10 protein-coding genes are annotated in these 17,262 nt (G+C 51.8%); 7 read left to right on the top strand and 3 right to left on the bottom strand.

Annotation, left to right across the window (positions count from 1 at the left end; genetic code table 11):
• Window positions 1-61: 61 nt before the first annotated feature.
• A complete protein-coding gene (locus ABD852_RS10755; RefSeq protein WP_345028543.1) occupies window positions 62-358 on the bottom strand; it encodes a hypothetical protein in 297 nt (98 codons plus the stop codon).
• A gap of 907 nt (window positions 359-1,265) precedes the next feature.
• Between ABD852_RS10755 and ABD852_RS10750 the strand changes: the two genes are divergently transcribed.
• The 3 genes from ABD852_RS10750 (at window position 1,266) to ABD852_RS10740 (ending at window position 7,076) form a co-directional block, all read left to right on the top strand.
• Window positions 1,266-1,445 (top strand): hypothetical protein, encoded by a 180-nt coding sequence (locus tag ABD852_RS10750; RefSeq protein ID WP_345028542.1) that lies wholly within the window; start codon window positions 1,266-1,268, stop codon window positions 1,443-1,445.
• Between the two features lie 177 nt (window positions 1,446-1,622).
• A complete protein-coding gene (locus tag ABD852_RS10745; protein WP_345028540.1) occupies window positions 1,623-6,554 on the top strand; it encodes a BspA family leucine-rich repeat surface protein in 4,932 nt (1,643 codons plus the stop codon).
• Window positions 6,555-6,923: 369 nt separating this feature from the next.
• Complete coding sequence (locus ABD852_RS10740) at window positions 6,924-7,076, top strand: hypothetical protein (protein WP_345028539.1); 153 nt, start codon at window positions 6,924-6,926, stop codon at window positions 7,074-7,076.
• A gap of 65 nt (window positions 7,077-7,141) precedes the next feature.
• Here the strand turns inward: ABD852_RS10740 and ABD852_RS10735 are convergent, their stop codons facing one another.
• Together ABD852_RS10735 and ABD852_RS10730 are read right to left on the bottom strand one after the other, a co-directional pair.
• A complete protein-coding gene (locus tag ABD852_RS10735) occupies window positions 7,142-9,334 on the bottom strand; it encodes a heavy metal translocating P-type ATPase (protein WP_345028538.1) in 2,193 nt (730 codons plus the stop codon).
• A gap of 124 nt (window positions 9,335-9,458) precedes the next feature.
• The gene (locus tag ABD852_RS10730) at window positions 9,459-10,400 is read right to left on the bottom strand and encodes an SRPBCC domain-containing protein (protein ID WP_345028537.1); all 942 of its coding nucleotides are present in this window, start codon (window positions 10,398-10,400) and stop codon (window positions 9,459-9,461) included.
• A 143-nt stretch (window positions 10,401-10,543) separates the two neighbouring features.
• Between ABD852_RS10730 and ABD852_RS10725 the strand changes: the two genes are divergently transcribed.
• The 4 genes from ABD852_RS10725 (at window position 10,544) to ABD852_RS10710 (ending at window position 17,259) form a co-directional block, all read left to right on the top strand.
• Entirely contained in the window at window positions 10,544-11,536 is a 993-nt protein-coding gene (locus ABD852_RS10725) for a GlxA family transcriptional regulator (protein ID WP_345028535.1), read from the top strand.
• Window positions 11,537-11,649: 113 nt separating this feature from the next.
• Complete coding sequence (locus ABD852_RS10720; RefSeq protein WP_345028533.1) at window positions 11,650-12,231, top strand: sigma-70 family RNA polymerase sigma factor; 582 nt, start codon at window positions 11,650-11,652, stop codon at window positions 12,229-12,231.
• A gap of 94 nt (window positions 12,232-12,325) precedes the next feature.
• A complete protein-coding gene (locus ABD852_RS10715; protein ID WP_345028532.1) occupies window positions 12,326-13,567 on the top strand; it encodes a FecR family protein in 1,242 nt (413 codons plus the stop codon).
• A gap of 164 nt (window positions 13,568-13,731) precedes the next feature.
• Entirely contained in the window at window positions 13,732-17,259 is a 3,528-nt protein-coding gene (locus ABD852_RS10710) for a TonB-dependent receptor (RefSeq protein WP_345028531.1), read from the top strand.
• Window positions 17,260-17,262: the final 3 nt, after the last annotated feature.

The raw sequence follows: 17,262 nt of genomic DNA, 5'->3' as shown, positions 1-17,262 counted from the left end.
CAGGCGGCTGATTATTGATGATGTTTTGAGTATTCAGTGTAACACGAGGGGGGCAATTTGGTTAGCAAAAGTCGAGCACTGTCAGGAAGCCGTTGACGTAGTGAGAGGGGATTTTGAACAGCGGTAAATGGTCTTTTCGCTGATCAAGCGTTTTGTAGATTTCGGTAATGCCCTTGTTTTTGCGGTTTTGAAACAGGTACTTCCTCAGGAAATAGATCATTGTGATCCCGACTGACGGCATAACAATGAACAATAAGGGGTTTATGGACTGCGTGTGCCCGAACAAAAGGTGTTCAAAATGTTCCGTCAGGTGTTTTAACGAAGCAGCCAGGACGGCGCAGAACAGGCCCGTAAGCATGGAAGTGCCAATGAGTCTGACGTAGTGGTAAGTGACGATCCTGTATCACATAGCCCGTACAAAAGGACTGGTTCAAAAACCGTGGCCGGGCAAAAGTAGGCACGGGTGTTATATTGTCAAAGCAGAGCGTGTAGTCTGTTTGAGAAAATATAATTTTTCTGTGAAATCTTCAATTCGTTTTCCCGGAGAATCAACCGTTAGGCGCGGCAACGAAACGAGCTTGTCGCTAAAAACTGATTGAAAGTCAACGTATTCATCCCTTGTTTCTCGTATGGGCGTAGGCGATGCGGGGCTCCCGGGCCACATTGTAAATTTCAAAAGAAACCGGATGGTATTTACGGCCGGAGCAACCGTCATTTTTAGTCACGTCATTCAGCTCTTGCAACTCGGGAGATAATGGAGCCCTCACGAAAGCCTCACTACCAACCAGTGGCGCGCGTTAGCGACGCGACGATTTGCGTGAACTGTGAAATTGTTCGTTAATTTTAATTATTTATTTGAATGTTGCAACTATTCTGCTTTGATTGTACTCATCTTTCTAAGAAGGAAATTCACACAATGTAGAGGGGAGTTCTGACTTATTTGTGCTGACCTTCCGTAGATTTTGAGCTTTATTCCAATTCACATGAAACTATACTATGGGAAAACACCAGAATTTTGGAGGCGATTTGAAGCAGGCGGGACAGGTGATACCAACGGTCCTATAAAACTTCTCAAAATACCACCAGGAGTTTATGATTTACGCTTTAGGGGCCCGTACGTCTCCCATACTATTGTGGCGGGTTATTCGCTTAAAACCGTCTAATGTCATCTGGACAATAGATCCTGTCGGATTGGTGTTGGTGGAAAACCGAAATTGACTTTACATTACTATAACACTATCATATTATCTTAAACCCTTACTACAATGCCTCAATCGACAATGGAAAAGACCCTGATACGTCATATCACCGAAATTCAAAATAAGATTTCCATACTGGAAGATGCACTCGAAATCGCCCGCAAGAAGCACAAAGATAGTGTACGGCACAAAGAGTTAATCAATAGCCGGACTCCGGTCAAGGCCGGAGCCGGAGCGGAAAGGTAAAAGTGTCATAGGTGGGGTTCGACCGGATAAAGGGATATACGATTTGAAGCGGTCGGTTACCCGCCGCGCCGGACGACGAACCGGAGGTACGTCGTCCGGCGCTCCTTTTAGGGATTTTTAGTGCCCCCCAAAAGAGGGATACCGCAATCCTCTCAAAATTCTTCCCTTTGTAGCGCTATGGAAAAATTTCTACCGCTATTGTCAACACGCGCCAAACAGTTAGGTGCCGTTCTGCTATTTGTACTCGGCCTGGCGTCTTTTGCGTCACTGGCACAGGGTATCACGCCCGGTCATTCGGGTAACTACATCACTACCTGGAAAACTGATAATCCCGGCGGTTCCGGCAGCACGCAGCTGATCCTGCCCATTCACCCCGACGAAACTTATAACTTCGATTTGTATTGGGAAGAAGTGGGCAGCGCCTCCAATCACGGTACACTGGCCGGTATTACGGGGCCGCGCACCCTGACCTTCCCACACGCCGGCACCTACCGGGTGGAGATCGCCGGGGCTTTTCCGCGTAACCACTTTGCTGCGACAGGCGGTGATAACCGAAAACTGGTTGCAATTAACCGTTGGGGGGCTATTCAGTGGAATACCATGGAAAATGCATTCATGAATGCAGCTAACGTCGTATACCAGGCTACTGACGCCCCCAATCTGAGCAATGTGACCGATCTCAGCGGCATGTTCCGCAATGCCGGTTTGTTCAACGGTGATTTGAGCAACTGGGACGTGTCGAATGTGACGCGGATGTGGGCAATGTTCGAGATGGCAGAGAGTTTTAACGGGAATATCCGCAACTGGGACGTGTCAAATGTTACCGACATGGGATCGATGTTTCTCGGCGCCGGTGCCTTTAACCAGGATATCGGAGATTGGAATGTATCAGGTGTACAGTCAATGATTTATATGTTCAACGGCGCTTCCAGCTTTAATGCCGATCTCTCCGCGTGGAATGTCTCGTCAGTTCTTGATATGCGACACCTTTTCTTTGAGGCCACCGGCTTCAACCAGTCGCTCGGTAATTGGAAAATTTCGACCGGGACCAATATGGAGTCGATGCTCGACGACTCTGGTATTTCCCGGGAAAACTACGACGCCACCCTGATCGGCTGGGCTGCGCAGCCTAACGTGCCTGTGGGTATTACGCTGGGTGCCAAAGGCATGCTCTATTGTGAAGGTGCCACCGCGCGCCAGTCGCTGATCAGCAACCACAGCTGGACCATCAATGGGGATGTTGCCCGTTGTCCCGTAGAAATTACGCCCGGCGCAAACAACATTCTCTACGTAGACGTAAATGTGAATACTTCCGCATCCGGCTATACCGGTGTGGGTGATTCGTGGGCCAATGCCATCCCGGAGCTTCGCGACGCGTTGACCTGGGCTGCCGCCAGCTGGAATGGCGGTGTTCAGGGCAGGCTTCAGATCTGGGTAGCCAATGGTACCTACCTGCCGGGCGCAGACCGGACAGCATCCTTCCGTTTGAAAAATTATGTGGAGTTATATGGGGGCTTTTCGGGTGACCCGTCGGAAACGCAGCTCAGCCAACGCAATTTCAAGGCAAACCCCACCATTCTCAGCGGAGACATTGACCGGGACGGTACGAAAGCAGGAAATGCCTATCATGTTGTAAATGGCGCCGGCGTCAATGCTACTGCGAAGCTGGACGGCTTTACCGTAACCGGCGGCAATGCCGATGGAACAGGCGACAACAGCCGCGGGGGCGGGATGCACTTTTACAACGGCGGACCTACACTTTTGAATATTATGGTTCTTAATAATTACGCAACGGCGGACGGCGGCGGTATCTTTATGACCGGTTCGTGGGGAACCGTAATCAGGAATTCCCTTTTTACCGGCAATGAAGCGGGCCAGGGTGGCGGCCTGTTTGGTCAGAATTCTTCGATTAAGATTGCCAATTCAACTTTTTCCCGTAACCGCAGCGCTGGTCGGGGTGGCGGTATTGCTTACGGTTGGAACGGTTTCCTGACCATGTCCAATACGCTGATCTGGGACAATGAAGCGGAAGGAAGCACCACCAGTTGGACTGCGTCTTTTTTCAACGCCTCCGGAAGCAACACGCTTTCCAATAACCTGATTGCTAACTCGGGCGGCGCGGATCCGCTGTTTCGCGACCCTGCTAATGGTGATTACAGCCTGCAACCTGGAAGTCCGGCGATGGATGCAGGCAGCAATGACAAGTATACGGCGGCAGGCGGAGATTTAGAGGGCGATACAGACCTCGGCAATAATCCGAGGGTTAGCGGATTTGCCGGTGGCGGAGTTATTGATATTGGCGCCTACGAAATCAAAGGGGAAGCAGTACTTACTCCTGATGGCCAGAATATCCTTTATGTCGATATCAACGTCAATACGGCCGCTCAGGGTTACACCGGGTCCGGAGACTCCTGGGCCAATGCCGTTCCGCAGCTGGCCGACGCGCTTAAGTGGGCACGAACGCAGCACACCGAAGGTACACCCGGTTGGGATGGCACTAACCCTTTGAAAATATACGTGGCCAAAGGTACTTACCTGCCTGCCTATGGCGCTGCTGCATCGGACTATAGCAGTGATGCCGGTCGTTTCAATACATTTGTTCTGGTGCCCGACGTAAAACTGTATGGTGGATTTGACCCGGGCAATGGTATAGTCGCCCTCGACGACACACGAATATTGCCCGATGCCGAAAACCCGGGGGAGGGAACGGTGTTGAGTGGAGACCTGGGGATGAACGACCATGCTGTGAATTTCGAGGGGCACGCGGAAAACGCAAAGCATGTGCTGCTCGCTATTGGCGAGCTTGGCTCCGGAAGCATCGACGGCTTCACCATTACGGGAGGATCTGCGGATGGAGTGGAAGAGGCCGATCCGTATAATGAGCAGTCGATTTTTCCGGCAGGCGGTGGGGGAATGCTGATTTTGACTTCTTCTCCCTCGCTGACCGACTGTCTGTTTTTCAGGAATTATGGGGAGGGGGGCGCAGGAGTGTCCAGTGCGGCTTCGAATTCGTTGCTTATCCGCTGTGTTTTCCTTGGGAATTCTGCAAAGTTTGGAGCCGGGATGACAAATGGTGAGGGATCTGCTACCGTATTGACTGAATGTGTATTTTCCGGTAATGTGGCCTCGGCACATGGCGGAGCTATGTATAACTACTTGGGCGGTCCAACGGTCATCCGAGGCAGGTTTTACGGGAACTCTGCCCCTTATGGCGGAGGAATAAGGAATTTGCAGGGAGCACCCATACTGGAAGATTGTGAATTTTTAGAAAACAAGGCTGATTATGGCGGGGGAATAGCAAACAGTGCTACGCTTTCGCTAACCGGAGGTATTTTTTTACGGAATTCAGCAGAAACCGACGGAGGTGCTATTTTCAACACAGGAGGGAGTACGAGTTCGGTGACAGGCACCATTTTTATGGAAAATACAGGGGAACGCGGTGGCGCTATACGCAACAACTCTTCAGTTGTCGAAATGCGGAACGCAAAATTGAGCAAAAATAGCGCAACACAGGGCGGGGCCATTTCCAGTGAAAACTGTCCTTCTATTTCGCTGGTCGGTTGTGTGCTTTCAGAAAATACGGCAATGGTAGGCGCCGCTATGTCGAATGGTTTGAGTCAGTCGGTCACCATGATTAATTGTACGGTAACCGGAAACAAGGCAGCTACGATTGCTGGCGCGCTTGCAAATGTCCAAACGCCTGCTACCCTGTCAAACCTGATTATCTGGGGCAATGAATTGAACGGCAGCGTCAGCGACCCGGCGGCTTCGCTCTTGACTATAGGGGACCTGCCGGTAATTTCCCGCAGCCTGATCGCCAATTGGGGCGGGAGCGCAGCCTGGGACGGAAGCCGCGGGGTAGACGACGGCGGAAATATAGATACGGACCCGCTTTTTGTTGATCCCGCTAACGGCGGCTACAGTTTGCAAATCTGTAGCCCGGCAATCAACAAAGGTGACAATGCAAAACTTCCGGCCGGCTTTGTCGAAGACGCCGCCGGTAGTCCCCGCACCGTGCATGCGTTAGTAGACATGGGGGCACTGGAGTACCAGGATGAGCTTCCCGTTGGCCGGCTGGCATTAAATAGCGATGAAAGCACCAAAACAGTCAACGGGGCTACCGATTTCCTGGGCAATGACGAAGCCTGCAGGCTGATTGCCAGCGTGGCGCCGCACGGAACCAATCCCGTTAGCGGAAGCGTAACCGCCCGGGTGACAATTGACCCGCAGGTGGCCTACCACAATGGATCGCCTTATGTGCAGCGGCACTATGTGATTAACGCCCAGACGAGCGGATCGGCCAGGATTACCCTTTATTTTACGCAGGAAGAATTCGATAATTTCAGCGCTCAATTACCTGACGGGCCGCTTCCGGCCAACCCGACAGACGGGGCTAAAAAGCGGAATTTGAGGATCTTCCAGTACGAAGGCGCGGCCGGTATTAAACCCGGCGACTATAACGGTGAGCCGGTGACGATTGTCCCGCACGAGGACGACATCAATTGGGATGCCGTGAACGAGCGTTGGGAAGTTTCTTTTAACGTAACCGGTTTCAGTGGCTTTTTTGCCGGGTCTGTTGCCAGTCCGTTGCCTGTCAGGCTGGTGTCATTTACGGGGTCTCTTAAAGAAGAAAAATCAGTTTTGCTCAACTGGAAAGTTGTGGAACAGCACGGCATAGCGGCTTATGAGATCGAGTATAGTGCCAACGGATCCGGTTTCTCAAAAATCGGGACCGTTAAAGCTACGGATACGGAGGAAGCGTCGTACCGTTTCAGTCACGCGGCTGCCGCCAGCCCGAAAGGGGTTGCCTACTACCGGCTTCGCATATTGGAGTTAGACGGAACCCGTGGTTATAGCCCGGTTATCCGGGTAGGGGTTTCGGCCAATGCGATGGTGAGAGTTTACCCGATGCCGGCAGATAATGGCTTCTGGGTGGAAAGCGCCGGCATCCGCGGCACTACGGCCAACCTGGTCAATGTACACGGAACGGTGGTGAAAACCTGGACTTTCTCCTCGGATAAACAGTACGTGGACACCGGCGCCTTGTCAACCGGGGTGTATTTTGTCAGGCTAGCCGATGGAACCTCATTGAAAGTTGTCAGAAAATAACGCGGCCGTCAGGAGATCCCTCCATTCCGCTGCGCTACAGTCGGGATGACGGCGCCGGACGACCATAATAAAGCCGCGAATTCACGAATTAATATAGTCTATTCGTGCATTCGCGGCCTCGTCATACCGAGAAAGAAGTTTTTTGCCAAAACACCTTGGAATAGAAATGACAAATAAATGATGTCAATGGAAGTCAATGGTAGCCGGAGGCTACCGCCCGGACGGTCATCCTGAGCGCAGCACAGCGGAGTCGAAGGATCTCCTATTGTTAGAAGCCTGGCGGAATAAGTTGAGTGCTGGGAGTGGGAGATTCCTCGGCTGCGCTCGGAATGACCCGTCCGGTAGGACCGACCACCCTGACTATTGTCAATGGTAGCGGAACGCAGTGTAGCCGAAGGATCTTCTGTTGCTATAAAAAAGTTCTCTGAAAGGGATTGGGTATCGGGAGCGGGAGATCCCTCCGCTTCGGTCGGGATGACCTTCCGGTTGGAGCGGCTTCAAACCTGTTGTTGTCAATGGTAGCGTAGCCGGAGGAATCTTCCGCATCAGCGCGGACCTGGTATTCGATCGGAATTGACCGGCAGCAGCTACTTTTTGTCCAGCTTCAACAGGGTCGCATTCAGCGCGACAACAATGGTACTGACGCTCATCAGAACTGCGCCCGCCGCCGGGCTTAAGACAAATTTCGGGTAGAAGATGCCGGCGGCCAGCGGGATAGCCACTATGTTGTAACCGACCGCCCAACCCAGATTTTGTATCATTTTCCGGTAGGTGCGTCGTCCGAAATCGATCAGCTTTACAACGTCCCTGGGATCACTGTTTACCAGGATGATATCGGCCGTTTCTGCTGCAACGTCGGTTCCGGAGCCTACAGCAATCCCGACGTCGGCCTGGGCAAGCGCCGGCGCATCATTGACGCCATCGCCGGTCATGGCCACAATTTCACCTTTCTCCTGGTACTCCCTAACTTTTTCCTGTTTGTTATGTGGCAGGACGTTTGCCAGGAAACCAGCCATGCCGAGGCTTTTTGAAACCGACGCGGCAATTTTTTCATTGTCGCCCGTCAACAGGAATGACTTGATCCCCATCCCGTTTAGTGCCTGAACTGCTTCCAGGGAGCCTTCCCTGATGCTGTCGGCAAACGTGAGTATACCGGCCACTTTACCGTCAATCCATACGTAGCTGACCGTCTCGGCATCCTGGTCAATTTCAGACGGGACCACGGGTTTTTCCAGCTTGTTTTCAACAAAATAGTTCGGACCGGCCGCAACGACTTCCTTCTGGTTAACCGTCCCTTTTACTCCTATTCCCTGCATGTACCGGAAATCTTCCGACTTCAGCAACGGTAGCTTTCTTTCCTTTAGCAGCCTGATCGTGCCTTTTGCAATGTGGTGTTCAGAATTCTGCTGTACCGCGGCGGCATATTGAATGAGCTCGTCTTCGGTATAATTTTCATCCGATACGATTATCCGCTTAACGGCATGTGAGCCTTCGGTCAGGGTGCCGGTTTTGTCAAAAATTACGGTCGTCAGCTTTCGTGTCGTTTCAAAAGCCGTCCTGTTGCGGATAAGAAGCCCGTTTGTCGCCGACAGGGTGGTGGAAATAGCCACTACCAGCGGAATGGCCACACCCAAAGCATGGGGGCAGGCGGTTACCATAACTGTGACCATTCTTTCCAGCGCGAACGCCAGGTCGGAGCCTGTCGACAGCCAATAGATAAACGTTCCCGCGCCTACGCCGAGTGCGACGAAGGTCAGCCATTTCGCGACCTTATCAGCGAGGTTCTGGGTGTTGGATTTAGCGGCCTGCGCATCCTGGACCAGGTTGATTACCTTGTTGAGGTAACTGTCTTTGCCAACGCCTGTTGCGTCGATTTTTAATGCCCCGTCGCCATTGATGGAACCCGCTATCACCTTGGATTTCAGCTCTTTTTTTACAGGTACGCTCTCTCCAGTCAACATACTTTCGTTGACATAGGAAAGCCCTTCAATGACTTCGCCGTCTGCAGGGATTTTATCGCCGGGTTTGATAATTACGATATCATGATTGGCCAGTTCCGACAGTTGAATCCTGGTTGCCTCACCATTTTTTTCTACCGTCACCTCGTTCGGCAATAACGCCACCAGCGACTGAAGCGCTTTCGACGCCGCCATCTGGGACCGCATTTCCAGCCAGTGACCCAGCAGCATAATGACAATCAGGGTGGCCAGCTCCCAAAAGAAATCCATGCCGGGTAAGCCGAAGACCACCGCAACCGAATAAAAGTAAGCGACCGAAATGGCGACCGCTACCAGGGTCATCATACCTATGGCATTCGCTTTAATTTCCCCTGTCATTCCCTTCAGGAAAGGCATTCCGCCATACAGGTAAATCAGGGTGCCAAGGGCAAAAAGGACATATTGGTCTCCGTGAAAACTTAAATTAAACCCGGCCCACTCCTGTATCATGTGAGAGAGCGCCAGAATAGGCAATGTGATCACCAGGCTGATCCAGAACCGCTTCAGAAAGTCATGGGTATGGTGGCCTGCATGTTTGTCATGCTGGTGGGCCGAAGGTTCCTGCGGACGATCGGAAAGCCCGGCACTCCCGTGCCGGTCATGTCGATGGGTGTCGTGCCGCGCCGGTTCATGTTGATGCACTTTGGCCTGGTTTTGCGCATGCTGATGGTGCTCCCCGCCGGCATCTTTCATCAGCGGAACGAGGTCCATTCCGCATAGCGGGCACTTTCCCGGTTGGTCTTTCAGTACCTGCGGGTGCATGGGGCAGGTGAATTTTTCCATAACAAAGGTTTAGTCACGTTGGTAAAAGCGAGGCAAATAAGGCTATTACATTCGTTTTTGTATTGCAAAGTTTTGTCATACCTTAGCCCCGGGACCGGTCACGCGCAACCGGGGCGAAATCCGGCTATTTTTTGGCAAGGAACTTCGGCAGCATTTTTCTGATGATTTCATTCCATCCGCCCTCGAAACTCTTCCAGGCAAAATCATCACTGTTTTGGGGAAAGCTTTCAATCCCGTGATGCGTAAGTTTTACTGTCGTAGTGTGGCCTGAGCCGTGAAAACCGAACGTTACCAGTGAATAGCCGGGGGTGTTTTCGTACTGCCAGCTGTACTGCAGCTTTTGGTAAGGGATAACCTCCGTAACAGTACACTGGTGCACAAACTTCGCACCCTTATGGCCTTGCCCGGGAAAAGTAAACCGGAAACCTTCTTCCGCACGAAAATCGTCCACATCGAAATACCATTCCTTCATCCGGTTTTTGTCGGTGAGCGCCTGCCAAACCTCCTCGACCCCAGCGTATAAAGTGGCTTGTACGACTACAGGCGGGTGCCTGACAATTTCCGGGTAGCTTTCGAAAATAGCAGCCGCATATTGAATTCGTAGCCTCTGCTGTTCCGGGTCATTTTCTTCCGTGCCGAAAGGATAGGTCGTGCTGCTTCCGTTCAGCCGGTCTTCCAGTCGGTTCAGCAGCGTATGAAAACCCGCAGCAGTACCCAGCGCCTGCTCTACCAGCATTTTGCTGTAAGTGAATTTCAATTTTGTAGCCTCGCCTTGCTGTTCCAGCGCCCATTCAGCCGGTTCTCCCTCCCAGGTCCACTCCAGTTGGTGAAGGGGATCAATGCTTACAATACTACCGTAAGATTCTGACCGGTCAGCATCTCTGAATCGGAAAACCAGGGTTCCCCCCGGACGGAGGTCCTGATCAATATCCGTAAACCAGTATTTCAATTCACCAGGGTCGGTGATGGCGTTCCATACCTTTTCAGCAGGATGATGGAAAACACGCTCGAAGACGACTTGATAGTCATCTCCCACTTTTGATATTTTTCCGGGCAGGTTTTTCATAACGTTTGTTTTATCTGCTTGACTGTTTGATTAATAACGGTTTGAATCACGTTGGTGTTGCACGGCCACCGGGTGTAAAATAGACATTCTAATGGGTTGATCAGGACATACCGTTGCTTTAACTTTGCTCAAAAAAGAGATCCATGAAACGGATGACGATCCTGGTACCGGACGGCCAAAATAACCTGAGCAGTATTGTGGGAGCTTACAAGATTTTGACCAGGGCAGCCGAGTATTGGAGAGAACGAGGAAAACAGGAGTTGTACCGTATAGAGCTGGCGGGTATTTCAACCGAAGTGGATTTTCATGGCGGCCTGTTTACCGTGAAGCCCCAGGTGTCGGTCCAGGCGATTGCCGTTACGGATCTTATTATCATCCCATCGCTCAGCCACCATTACCAGGAAGCGGTCGAAAAGAACCAGGTGCTGATAGACTGGATAGTAAAGCAGTACAAGGCAGGCGCCGAAGTGGCGAGTATATGCACGGGCGCGTTTCTGCTGGCCGCTTCCGGCTTGCTGAACGGACGGAAGTGTTCGACGCACTGGGCTTTTGCTGAACGCTTCCGGCGGATGTTTCCGGAGGTAGATCTGCAGGCCGACCAATTAATTACCGACGAGAAAGGTATCTATACCAATGGCGGCGCATATTCTTTTCTCAACCTGGTCATCTACCTGGTTGAAAAGTACTTTGACAGGCAGACGGCTATTTTTTGCTCGAAGGTATTCCAGATTGAAATAGACCGCCACAGCCAGTCGCCTTTCGCCATTTTTGCGGGTCAGAAGTCGCATGGTGACGACATGGTGGAACAGGCGCAGGTGTATATCGAAAGTAATCTCCGGGAAAGGATCTCTATTGAAAACCTGTCGGCCCGTTTTTTTGCCGGACGGCGGAATTTTGACCGGCGTTTCAGCAAGGCAACGGGGAATACGCCTATCGAATATACGCAGAGGGTGAGAGTTGAAGCCGCAAAAAAAGCACTGGAGACCAGTCGCAAGACGGTGAATGAGGTAATGTTCGACGTCGGGTATTCCGACGTCAAGGCATTCCGGGAGGTATTCAGGAAAATTACCGGTATTTCACCGCTGGAATACCGCAACCGCTATAACAGAGGGACTTCCGGAAGTAAAGGCTATTGACTCCCGGGCCCAAAAATGTTAATGACAGGAATATTTAAAATAGCCTGATTTGTTTATATTGTGCGCTGTGTAAAGGTGGGATCGGACAACTGACGTCACAACTTACAGGTGTAATGGCTTTAAGAAAGGTACATAACGAAGCCGAGCTGCTTGAGCGGATCGCCGGGGGTGACAGGGGAGCTTTTTCCGATCTCTTCTATGCTTACCACCAGCCTGTCGGTGTGTTTGTCAATACCCTGGTCGATTCAACCGAAATAACCGAGGACATTGTCCAGGATGTATTTGTCGCGCTCTGGACAAACCGTGCCGCACTCCCGGGAATCTCTAATTTTACAGGCTATTTATTTATCCTAGCCCGTAACAGTTCCCTCAATTATATCCGAAGAACAGCCAATGAGCGGCGCAGGTATATGGAGTACCTTGAACTGACTGGCGGGCTGGCTGCCGTCGAAGCGGGCGAGCCGGAACCGGATTACCTGGCATTGCTGGATCGCGCAGTTGAAAGGCTCCCTCCCCAACAGCAGAAGGTTTTTATGCTGAGAAAGCAGGGGATGAAAAATCCGGAAATTGTCGAAAAGCTGGGACTGACACTTTCTTCGGTTAAAAAATACCAGCAGCTTGCGCTCCGGGCTGTTTCTGATTTTGTAAAAACGAACCGTATTGTATCGCTGCTGATGATTGTCCGCTGGTGGTAGATGCCCGCTTCTTAAGTTTTTTTTCGCGGCTCAGTATCTCCTTTTTGCTGCGTGTGTGTCTTTATACCAAACGAGAGGCTAAAAAGATTCGACTTTGGGAAAGGATGAAGAATTTGAACAACGCCTGACCTACTTGTTTCAGCTGCTGTCGGCCCGGGAAGCAACACCCGAAGAAAAGGAGGAGTTTTTCAGGTTGATAAGCGAAACAGGCAGGGAAGAAGCAGTTAACGATTTGCTCGGGGCACATTGGGCAAATATCGATCCGGATGCAGCCTTGTTTGCAGCCGGTGAAAGTGAGCACTTGCTAAAACGTATCCAGGCAGCAACTGAAGCGTATGAGGATCCTGTGATACCGGCAGCTCCTGTACGTTCATACCGGTTGATTTACCGCATCGCCGCCGCTTCTATCCTGCTATTGCTCCTGGCGGGTTCGTACCTGGTGTTGGTCAGGCGGCCAGTGTCCGGGACATCGGTTGCCGCTACCTTTAAGGACATTGCGCCAGGTGGAGAAAAAGCGATGCTGACACTGGCCGACGGCAGGCAAATTGCCCTGGATGATGTCCCGGTGGGGGTGCTGGCTGCCCGGGGAGATGTGACCATCAGCAAGCCGGGCGAAGGAGCGCTTGTTTACCATCTGGATGATAAATCTGAGAAGAATGTAGCAGGGCAGGCAACCGAATATCACATCGTTTCCACTCCCGTCGGCGGGAAGTACAAGGTGGTACTGCCTGACGGAAGCAGGGTCTGGCTGAATGCCGCCACGACGCTACGGTATCCTATCCACTTTGAAGGCCCGCAAAGACGTGTTGAGCTGACCGGAGAAGCCTACCTGGAAGTCAATACAGTTGCTGGAGAAGCCGGCCGGAGAATGCCTTTCCAGGTTTTATCCGGTGGCCAACTGGTCGAAGTATTGGGAACGCACTTTAACATAAATAGCTACGAGGACGAAAAGACCGCTAAAACTACGCTGCTGGAGGGAAGCGTCCGCGTGAGAAGCAGGGTCGGAGGACATGAGCTGAAGCTGGTTCCCGGCCAGCGGTCGGAGCTCTCCGCCGACGGTAAACTGAAATTGTTCAGAGACGCGGACCTGGAAGATGCCGTAGCCTGGAAAGACGATTTCTTCAGCTTCAACGGGTCGGATGTATACAGTGTCATGCGGCAGATTTCCAGGTGGTACGATGTGGAAGTACAGTTCGAACCGGGATTGCCCCGGGAGCACATGACCGGTTATATCAGCCGGAAAGTTCCGCTCTCCGGTGTAGTGGCCATGCTCGAACAAACGAGTGATCTCCGGTTCCGGCTGGAGGGAAGAAAAGTGACGGTGGGCTACCGGTAAATTAAAATTTCTACTGATGAAAAAACGACCTGACTCCTCCTGACTACCCCGACCTGAAAAAAATACGGCTGCATTTGCCGATGCAGCCGTGTGGTCCAGGCGATCGGATGCTACGACTAGCTAATATCAATAGTACCAGTTTTCCACCTAAACCATACAAATGTATGAAAGATACCAGTATGTTTTTCCCGTTCCGGGGAAAACACATTTACCCTTTAGATTGGCGCTTGCCGGTCCGATTTGTCTGTATTATGAAGTATACCGGTTTTCTGCTGCTGGCGGCGTGTATGCAGGTAAGTGCGGCTGCCTATTCCCAGTTGGTCTCCCTGAAAGTCAGGGAAGCCAGGCTTGAGCAGGTGTTCAGGCAGATACGAAAGCAAACCCGCTACAATTTTCTCTACAAGAATGAATTGCTGGAGAAAGCAGTTCCCGTTACACTTGATGTCAAAGACAAACCGCTTACCGAGGTACTGAGCGAGCTGTTCAGGAACCAGGAATTGTCGTATGTTATACAGGACAGGACGATACTGGTCAAACGGGGTATTCGGGAAACCGTCGTGCAGTCTCCGACGGCCCGGCCCGGGGGTTCGGTACCACCACAGGCCGAAAAAAGCCAGGTGCCTGCGATCAGGCTGGAGGTAAAGGAAATAGTAAAGAAAGATGTACTGGTGAAAGGCCGCGTGACCGATGAAAAAGGCGAGGCGCTGATCGGCGTGAACGTAGTCCAGAAAGGCACACAGAGAGGCACTATCACCGACACGGACGGTAATTTTTCAATCGAGGTAGCTAGCACGGAGGCTACGCTGGTTTTTTCGTTTGTCGGATTCAATTCCCTGGAAATTGCACTGGCCGGCCGCACACAACTTGAAGTCAGCATGAAGGTGAATGCCAGGGCGCTTGACGAAGTACTGGTGGTCGGGTATGGTACGCAGAAGAAAATCAACCAGACGGGTGCGATTGACCAGGTAGATTCCAGGGTGCTGGACAGCAGGCCGCTACCCAACCTGGGGCAGGGGCTTCAGGGTGTGGTGCCCAATCTCAATATCAACCCGGGTAGCGGTGCGCCCGGTCGCGGTGTGACTTTTAATATCCGCGGTAATACCTCGATCAATGGTGGAAGTCCCCTGGTGCTGGTAGACGGTGTGCAGATGGACCCCAACCTGATCAACCCGCAGGACGTGCAGAGCGTCACCGTCCTGAAGGACGCGGCATCTGCCTCCATTTACGGGGCGAGAGCTGCTTTCGGGGTAATCCTGATCACCACCAAAAACGGGTCAAAAAATAAGAAGCCGGCGATCTCTTTTTCCATCAATCAGACCCTGAATAAACCGACAGTAGTGCCCCGCTCCATGAATTCCTTCGAGTATACGCAGTTTATGAATGACGGGAATATTACCTCCAACGGGAGCCCGTATTTCGACGAAGAGACCATGCAGCACGTTCGGGCTTATTTTAATGACCCGGCGAATACTCCGACCCTGTTCCAGCATTCACAGGACCCGGTGGGTATCTTTCGTGAAAATGCCAACACGATCTGGTCGGACGAACTCCTGAAAGACAGCTACCCGATGGGCCAGTACAATGCCAGTATTTCGGGAGGGTCGGAAAAGGTTACTTACTATTCGTCGTTCGGGTTCATGAACCAGAAAGGAATCTCCAAGCCCGGCGCCGAAAATTTCAACCGGTTCAACATTACACAGAATGTAAATTACCAGGTCAACAAATGGGCTTCAATACGGGGTAAAGTCGCGTATAATGAAATACGTCAGAAGATGAATCCCAGTAACAGTACCAATAACTTTGGTGGCGATGAAATCTACGCCTCTTATTCGGCATGGCCCATCATACCGGTATATGCGCCTGACGGGAATTTTGATGAAACCAAGGGGTACAATATGGTAGCTTATCTGAAAAGCGGAGGTTACCAGAAGCAGCAAACCAAAGACCTGTGGCTGACAGGTGCGCTGAATCTAACTCCCGCGAAAGGGCTGACGGTCAATGTTGATTATACGTACAATGCCTATTTCGGAGATTACCTCAACTTCAGAAAGCAGTATTATACGCGCGACAACGGCGCGATCCTGCTGTCACCCTGGGGGAATATCAATGCGGTTACCCGTAAATCTACCAACAACGCCTACAATGCCTTTAATGCCTTTGCAGAATACGAACGGGAGCTGGGCCGGCACGCGTTCAAAGCGCTGGCCGGGTTTAACCAGGAATATGGCGGGTTGGGGTGGTTCCAGGCGGAGCGTCAAAAGCTGATCAACAATGACATTGGCTATATGAGCCTGGCCACCGGCGACCAGTATGCCAGCGACGGCGCGTCGGAATATGCCATCAGGGGTGTATTTTCCAGGATCAATTACAGCTATGCAGACCGGTATCTGGTAGAGCTTAACGGACGTTATGACGGTTCTTCCAAATTTCCCGCACGTGACCGGTTCGCCTTCTTTCCCTCGGTGTCGCTCGGTTGGCGCGTGTCGGAAGAGCAATTTTTTGCCGGGATTCGCGGCATTATTGACGATTTTAAAATAAGGGCCTCATACGGTAGTCTGGGCAACCAGGCGGTGGCCAATAATTACCCTTATATCGCTACCTACGGGACCGGCGAAGTGCCCTACCTTTTTGCAGGCAGCAAGTACATGGCGGTTTACGCGCCCGGCCTGGTGAGTCCTACGCTGACCTGGGAGAATGTGGTTCAGCGCAACATCGGGTTTGACTTCGCCCTGTTGGGCCAGAAACTGACCGGCGGTCTTGATTTTTACGTCAGGGAAACCCGTAATATGCTGGCCAAGTCCAGGTCACTCCCGTCGGTGCTGGCAACCGCCGAACCGCAGACCAATGCGGCGGACATGAAGACAAAAGGCTTTGAGATCACCCTGGGTTGGAGACAAACCTTGCAAAATGGTCTGAAATTCGGCCTTCAGGCAATGCTTTCCGATTATACAGCCGAAATTACACGGTACGATAATCCGCAGAAGATTATCTCCGACTACTATCCCGGCAAAAAGCTGGGAGAGATATGGGGATTTGAGACAGAGGGCCTCTTTAAAAATGAAGCGGAAGCGGCTGCCCTCGATCAGTCACAGATTTCTGCCCATACACTACTGCCCGGCGACCTGAAATTCAGGGACCTGGACGGTGACGGGAAAATTACCCGGGGAAAAGAAAGCCTTGATGATCACGGCGATCTGGCCCGGATCGGCAACAGCACCCCGCGTTACAGCTACGGTTGGCGGGGAGAGGCCGAGTGGAAAGGCTTTGATATCGTCGTCTTTTTCCAGGGCGTGGGCAAACGGAATGTAATGCCCAATTCGATCTATTTCCTGCAGCATTATACCAGCGAATGGGCGGTGCCGCAGAAGATCAACAGTGATTACTGGCGGCCCGATAACCAGGAGGCATATTTTCCGCGGGCCAGGATCGGCAATGCCCCCGAGATCGTTGAACCCCAGTCGCGGTTTCTTCAGAACGCGGCCTACGTAAGGCTGAAGCAGCTTACGGTCGGCTACACAATACCCGCCGGCCTGACCGGGAAAGGGCTCCTGCAGCATGCGCGCGTATACCTGTCGGGGAGCAACCTGTGGGAACATACCCGTATGCTTAAGATATTCGATCCGGAAGCCTTTGCAACCAATATGTATCCGCTGTCACGGTCTTATTCGCTGGGTGTAAATCTTACTTTCTAATTC

This window comes from Ravibacter arvi (genome assembly GCF_039540405.1).
Lineage (GTDB): Bacteria > Bacteroidota > Bacteroidia > Cytophagales > Spirosomataceae > Ravibacter > Ravibacter arvi.
This window is presented reverse-complemented; position numbering and strand designations above follow the sequence as displayed.

What these genes read in the sequence shown, in the direction of transcription:
- ABD852_RS10755 (WP_345028543.1), bottom strand. Translation starts at nt 358, where the DNA reads ATGCTTACGGGCCTGTTCTGCGCCGTCCTGGCTGCTTCGTTAAAACAC.
- ABD852_RS10750 (WP_345028542.1), top strand. Translation starts at nt 1,266, where the DNA reads ATGCCTCAATCGACAATGGAAAAGACCCTGATACGTCATATCACCGAA.
- ABD852_RS10745 (WP_345028540.1), top strand. Translation starts at nt 1,623, where the DNA reads ATGGAAAAATTTCTACCGCTATTGTCAACACGCGCCAAACAGTTAGGT.
- ABD852_RS10740 (WP_345028539.1), top strand. Translation starts at nt 6,924, where the DNA reads ATGGTAGCGGAACGCAGTGTAGCCGAAGGATCTTCTGTTGCTATAAAA.
- ABD852_RS10735 (WP_345028538.1), bottom strand. Translation starts at nt 9,334, where the DNA reads ATGGAAAAATTCACCTGCCCCATGCACCCGCAGGTACTGAAAGACCAA.
- ABD852_RS10730 (WP_345028537.1), bottom strand. Translation starts at nt 10,400, where the DNA reads ATGAAAAACCTGCCCGGAAAAATATCAAAAGTGGGAGATGACTATCAA.
- ABD852_RS10725 (WP_345028535.1), top strand. Translation starts at nt 10,544, where the DNA reads ATGAAACGGATGACGATCCTGGTACCGGACGGCCAAAATAACCTGAGC.
- ABD852_RS10720 (WP_345028533.1), top strand. Translation starts at nt 11,650, where the DNA reads ATGGCTTTAAGAAAGGTACATAACGAAGCCGAGCTGCTTGAGCGGATC.
- ABD852_RS10710 (WP_345028531.1), top strand. Translation starts at nt 13,732, where the DNA reads ATGAAAGATACCAGTATGTTTTTCCCGTTCCGGGGAAAACACATTTAC.